This window comes from Methyloglobulus sp., assembly GCF_964779595.1.
Map to the genome: position 1 here is coordinate 1 of NZ_CBAROL010000063.1, position 5,089 is coordinate 5,089.

7 protein-coding genes are annotated in these 5,089 nt (G+C 44.0%); 1 reads left to right on the forward strand and 6 read right to left on the reverse strand.

Annotated features, from left to right (window positions below):
• Nucleotides 1–82 precede the first annotated feature (82 nt).
• Complete coding sequence (gene ltrA / locus AC1YY3_RS12705) at nt 83–1,753, reverse strand: group II intron reverse transcriptase/maturase (protein WP_482194561.1); 1,671 nt, start codon at nt 1,751–1,753, stop codon at nt 83–85.
• A gap of 58 nt (nt 1,754–1,811) precedes the next feature.
• Nucleotides 1,812–1,994: a hypothetical protein gene (locus AC1YY3_RS12710; RefSeq protein WP_482194562.1), complete on the reverse strand. Its 183-nt coding sequence runs from the start codon at nt 1,992–1,994 to the stop codon at nt 1,812–1,814.
• Nucleotides 1,995–2,659: 665 nt separating this feature from the next.
• Between AC1YY3_RS12710 and AC1YY3_RS12715 the strand changes: the two genes are divergently transcribed.
• Complete coding sequence (locus tag AC1YY3_RS12715; protein ID WP_482194563.1) at nt 2,660–3,619, forward strand: IS110 family RNA-guided transposase; 960 nt, start codon at nt 2,660–2,662, stop codon at nt 3,617–3,619.
• A 251-nt stretch (nt 3,620–3,870) separates the two neighbouring features.
• Here the strand turns inward: AC1YY3_RS12715 and AC1YY3_RS12720 are convergent, their stop codons facing one another.
• From AC1YY3_RS12720 to AC1YY3_RS12735, 4 genes are all read right to left on the reverse strand, one after another.
• The gene (locus tag AC1YY3_RS12720) at nt 3,871–4,095 is read right to left on the reverse strand and encodes a type II toxin-antitoxin system HicA family toxin (RefSeq protein ID WP_331307895.1); all 225 of its coding nucleotides are present in this window, start codon (nt 4,093–4,095) and stop codon (nt 3,871–3,873) included.
• The gene (locus AC1YY3_RS12725) at nt 4,095–4,301 is read right to left on the reverse strand and encodes a type II toxin-antitoxin system HicB family antitoxin (RefSeq protein ID WP_482194564.1); all 207 of its coding nucleotides are present in this window, start codon (nt 4,299–4,301) and stop codon (nt 4,095–4,097) included. Before AC1YY3_RS12725 ends, AC1YY3_RS12720 begins: the two co-directional genes overlap by 1 nt.
• Before the next feature lie 192 nt (nt 4,302–4,493).
• Nucleotides 4,494–4,904 (reverse strand): type II toxin-antitoxin system VapC family toxin, encoded by a 411-nt coding sequence (gene vapC, locus AC1YY3_RS12730; protein ID WP_482194565.1) that lies wholly within the window; start codon nt 4,902–4,904, stop codon nt 4,494–4,496.
• On the reverse strand, nt 4,901–5,089 hold a 189-nt coding region (locus tag AC1YY3_RS12735; protein ID WP_482194566.1), incomplete at its 5' end, for a type II toxin-antitoxin system VapB family antitoxin. The genes vapC and AC1YY3_RS12735, both read right to left, overlap by 4 nt.

Here is a 5,089-nt window from a genome sequence, read left to right on the forward strand (position 1 = left end):
ATCGGGTAAGAAGAAGACATTGCTGCCGTCCCCTCCCCTAAGAACCGGACGTGAGAGTTTCCCCTCATACGGCTCAAGCCTTTCAAAGACTGTTTTTCCAGTCCGGCTTGCTCACTTCCAATTTACGGCTGTGGACATTTCTATGACAATTGGGATGGAGTATAACCAAGTTGGAATTTATGTCCTTTCCACCTTTCGCTTTTTCTAAGAGGTGATGGATATTGATATTCCCCACATCGTCAATTCGCGTTTTGCAAACAGGGCATATTCCTTTTTGCTGTACCCATAATCTTGCGAGCTTAGTCTTTCCAACCGAACCTTTGGTCATTTTGACGTAAAGTCTTTTTTCAAAATATTGTTCGTATTTTGGGTCGTAAGGATTGGCATCCGCTTGAATCTTGATGTGACGTTCAATAGGTATTGCCGACATTGTTGCCAACTCCACCGATTGCCCGCCTTTGTCATTGCCAAAGAAGCTCCAGTTTCGGTTGCCAATGGTCTTGAAGTATTTCTCTTTGATCCATGTCTTACCTTTTTTGGGGTGTCTTCTTTTTGCCCATTGCCAGGTTTTCTTCCAAATCTCTTTATCTATATGATTAAAAGTTTCCTTGGCCACCGTGCCTTTATGATAATTTGCCCAGCCGGTGATGACCGGGTTCACCAGGTAAATCAAATTGTTGGTTTTGGCGGTTTTATTATGGTCAAAAATGCCCCTTAACTTTTTCAGAATGCTTTTTACGCTTTCTTTAGCCGGTTTAATGAGCAGTTTCGAGCCATATTTTCTAAAATTCCAACCTAAAAAATTGAAGCCCTCATTGATATGAGTGATTTTTGTTTTTTCAGGTGACAATTCCAGGCCTCTTTCCTTGAGGAAGCTTTCAATCAGCGGTTTCACTTCATTTTCCAGCAATTCTTTCGAGTTTCCGGTGATAATGAAATCGTCTGCATAACGGATAAAATTCACTTTGGGATTTATTCCATCTTTCCACTGTTTCGGAGTTTTGAAATGTTGGCCTAGCATTTTTTCGATGCCGTCCAAAGCCAGGTTTGCTAGCGTTGGGGAAATAATTCCCCCTTGTGGCGTGCCTGTTATTGTCTCAGTGAACTTACCCTTATAGATGAATCCGGCCTTTAACCATTCCTTAAGGATCTTTCGATCTATAAGAATGTTTTTCAGCAACCATTCCTGTGAAATGTTGTCAAAGCACCCTTTTATGTCAGCCTCCAAGACCCATTGTGCACTGGATTTACGGGACAATGCTATGAAGCCTTGTTGCATCGCGTCTGCTGCCGCACGTTCTGGCCGGAAACCGTAAGAATTGGGATCAGCTGTTGTTTCAGCGACGGGGTCGAGCGCCAGCAAATATAACGCCTGCATGGCTCTGTCTTTCATCGTTGGAATTCCAAGTTTTCTTTTCTCACCTTTCTTTTTAGGTATTTCAACACGTCTCAGAGGCGATGACCGGTACCCTTTCTTTTTCAGCGTGGTTATGGCCTTAGCTTTGGATGCTGGTGTGCTTAAGGTTTCCCCGTCAACCCCAGCTGTTTTCTTGCCTTTATTTTCAGTGACCCGTTTTACGGCAATGGCTCTTGCAGAAAACGAGCGCGTCAGTAGCTGTTGGAGTTTTTTTGCCATCCTCCAGCGTCCTTCTGCAACAGCCTTCACAATACGCGCTTGCAATCTCCTAATCTTTTTGTGACAGCTGGCCCAATCTATATCGTGCCAGTGTCCAATCAGATCAGGGGATGCCATCGCTTCAGCAAATGTTACCGTTGTCGCTTTTATAACAATTCCCCTTTAAAGAGTTAAATCAAACTTTCTCATGAAGAAAGACCCTGCGGGAAGTCTGCCCAGTTTCCTGTGGGTTAATGTTGCATTGCCGCTCAATCCCTATGTCAGCTATTACCGCTGACCGTTCGCTTGCTCCCGCGTTCTGTTGCCCCCTGAGCCAACAGATTGCCTTGCGGTTCTCCTGCCATTGCTGGCGGCTCATGGGGTTTACCTTGTTCCATTTAAATAATAGTCAGGAATGCTTTAGGCTCTATCTCTCTCCCGATGGATGTCGTGTTCCTGTGATTGACGACGTGATTCAATCAACCTATCCATGTACCTTTTGGTTCAAGCTTGTCAGCATCTTTAGCTTGTCGTATATTACGGGATTTACAATAGTTTACTTATGTTAGCCATGGCATTCTTAGCCTGGAGCCTATACCCCCTAATGCTGGGAGAGTTTGGTTATCCTCACGGATTCACCTAGACCTTGTGGTCAAGCTTCGTTGTCTTGGCAGCTTCACACCTTTCTGTTACCAAAAACGCATGTGCCAATAGGCTCGGAGTCAGGAAAAACTCGGTTTCTTCTTATGACAACCATAATTGAAACAATTACTTAAACGACATCAAGTCACACCACATCCTTATATCTTGATTCTGATCCCTCAAAAGGTCAAAATCCCCGATTGATCATCGGGAGGATAGCGAGGAAGTCGTGCACATCCTTAGGCTTAAAGCCTGTTTCATAGATTGAACTCCTCGCCATCCACACTCGCTATTGTAGTTCGAACGGTATTCTTAGGCTTAAAGCCTGTATTCATAAGGTTGAACATAGCAGTGGTTTCGATCATTAATCATCTTTATCTTCAGATTTCGGAGTATAGCATCATGTTTCAAATCACTATTGGCGTTGATATTGCTAAGAAAAAATTCGATGTTGCTAGCTTAATCGCAGGCAAGTACAAACATAAAACATTTACTAACGACGAACTTGGATTTATTGCTTTTATAGCCTGGTTCCTTCCGTTGTGTGGTGGCGTTAACCCATTGATATGTATGGAAGCAACGGGGGCTTATAGCCTCCCACTCGCTGATTTCCTAGTCAATCAGGGTTATTCTGTCAGCCTGGTTAATCCGGCTAAAATCCATGCTTTTGCCAAAAGCGAGTTAAGCCGCGCCAAGACAGACAAAGCTGATGCCAAGCTCATTGCCCGTTACGCTTTAATGATGCAACCCCCTCTATGGATACCTGCCCCGGCCAATATTCGCAACTTACAAGCCTTGACACGCCGTGTTGAGCATCTTTTAGAGATGATTCAAATGGAACGTAACCGCCAAGACACTGCCAACACCAATATTGCTGGCTCCATTGACACGGTTTTAGCAACATTAAATGCAGAGCTTGATGCCACACGCAAAGCCATCCTTGACTTGATTAATAACGACCCGGAGCTTAAACAACGTAGCGACCTACTTGAATCAATTCCTGGTATTGGCAAGGCTACTATTGCCCATTTACTCATTGCATTAAGTGAACATCACGATTTTAACAATGCTAAACAAGTTGTTGCTTTTGCAGGGCTTGCTCCTGCTCCCCGTGAGTCTGGGCAGTGGCGAGGTAACACCCATATTGCTAAAAATGGCAGTTCGTCACTACGTAAAGCTTTGTATATGCCAGCCATCGTAGCTTGGCAACACAACCCTTTGATTCGCACCTTCTGTGATCGACTAAGTGCAAACGGTAAGAATGGTAAAGCTGTTGTGTGTGCCGCCATGCGTAAACTTATTCATATTGCCTTTGCCGTACTTAAGTCTGGCAAGCCTTTTGACAAAAATTATGCTGTTTAATTATTGCTTGCTTTTTTGGCGGCAAGACGGCATTTGCATGACTTAAAAGTCATTAAATATCAATTATTTATTTCAGTGTAATGTTGATTTTATTCTCGATACCGCCTTGCCGAAAAAAGCTTGCTTTTTTCTCGGCAAGACGGTATCTATAACTGTCGTCATTTCATAACGGCTGCATTTTAACGTTTCTGCATTACCCCAAGCGAGACGGAGTTTGCTGAGGCTTGTGGACTTGCGACAACCCCAAAGCGTTATAACGCAGCCATAAATTCCGCTACCGTCAATCCTGCCATACGAATAAGGCTTCGTAGCGTACCTTTTGCAACTTCCTTATGATCGGGAATAGACAATGTAATTGCTTCCCCTTCTTTGACCATAATAATGTGGCTTCCACTTTGCCGCACAGCCTGCCATCCGAGCGACTCGAACACGAGAACGACCTCGCGCCCCTTAAGAACGGGAAGCGAAGGCGGCATTATGCCGCCACCTCGATTTGCCGCGTCTCGATGGTCAAAGGTAATCCACGCTCGGCGCGAACTTGAAGGCACTGATAAATTGCATCCTGTATGTTGCCCAGTGCTTCGTCCTTAGTCGCCCCTTGGCTAACACAACCGGGTATGGCTGGGCATTCCACTACCCAGATACCCTCTTCGTCACGGTCAATTGTCACGCTAAATTTCATAATATTCCTCCAAGTTTCTCATCAAATTTCTCAAGCGGGACGGGGTTTGCAACCCCGTCCTTAACGTTTCTGCAATGCCTAAGCTAAATAGTTGCTCTTAAGCAATACAAAACGTTTCGAACGGGGCAACATGCCCCGTCCGGCTTGGGGACAACTTAAGACAGTGATTACCCCGCACTATTATTGTTATAGTCAAACTGCTGTTGTAGAGTAAAGCTTGATGGGCAAATATTGCCGATAAAACCCAAAATCCTTGTCGCTGGTAAATATTTGACTATTGATCCGCACGGCAACAGCACAGATTAATAAGTCAATATGCGATCCCTGAACGCCTTTTTGGCGGCATTCATTGTAGAACTTGGCCGCAATAAGATAATCCTCGTCTAAAATTGGCGTATTTTCAAAGTAACTCAGTTTGGTTTTTAGCAATTCAAATTTAGTCAAATCGCTATAACCGGATAATACTTCTTGTCGAATTGCGCCAATAATCAGCACTCGCTGATTGGCTATGAGTGTTTCAAGGTTGTTTACCTCTGTTGCAAACTCCGGTTTTTTAGACCGAAGTGCATGCGACCAGATGCAGGTATCGACCAATACTTTCAAGAACGTCGCCCTTGCTTATAATCGTAATCCGCATCAGGGTCGAGTTTACCAAATAAATCAATAACCTCCAATTGCTTGCGGTGATTGATAAATTCTTTTAACGCAGTAACAACTGTATCTTCCTTGGTTTTAAAATGCCCCAGCGTTAACGCTTCATTGATTAAATCATCATCAATAGCAAGATT

Coding starts and splice junctions, on each gene's coding strand:
- ltrA (WP_482194561.1), bottom strand. CDS start 1,753: ATGGCATCCCCTGATCTGATTGGACACTGGCACGATATAGATTGGGCC.
- AC1YY3_RS12715 (WP_482194563.1), top strand. CDS start 2,660: ATGTTTCAAATCACTATTGGCGTTGATATTGCTAAGAAAAAATTCGAT.
- AC1YY3_RS12710 (WP_482194562.1), bottom strand. CDS start 1,994: ATGAGCCGCCAGCAATGGCAGGAGAACCGCAAGGCAATCTGTTGGCTC.
- AC1YY3_RS12720 (WP_331307895.1), bottom strand. CDS start 4,095: ATGCCGCCTTCGCTTCCCGTTCTTAAGGGGCGCGAGGTCGTTCTCGTG.
- AC1YY3_RS12725 (WP_482194564.1), bottom strand. CDS start 4,301: ATGAAATTTAGCGTGACAATTGACCGTGACGAAGAGGGTATCTGGGTA.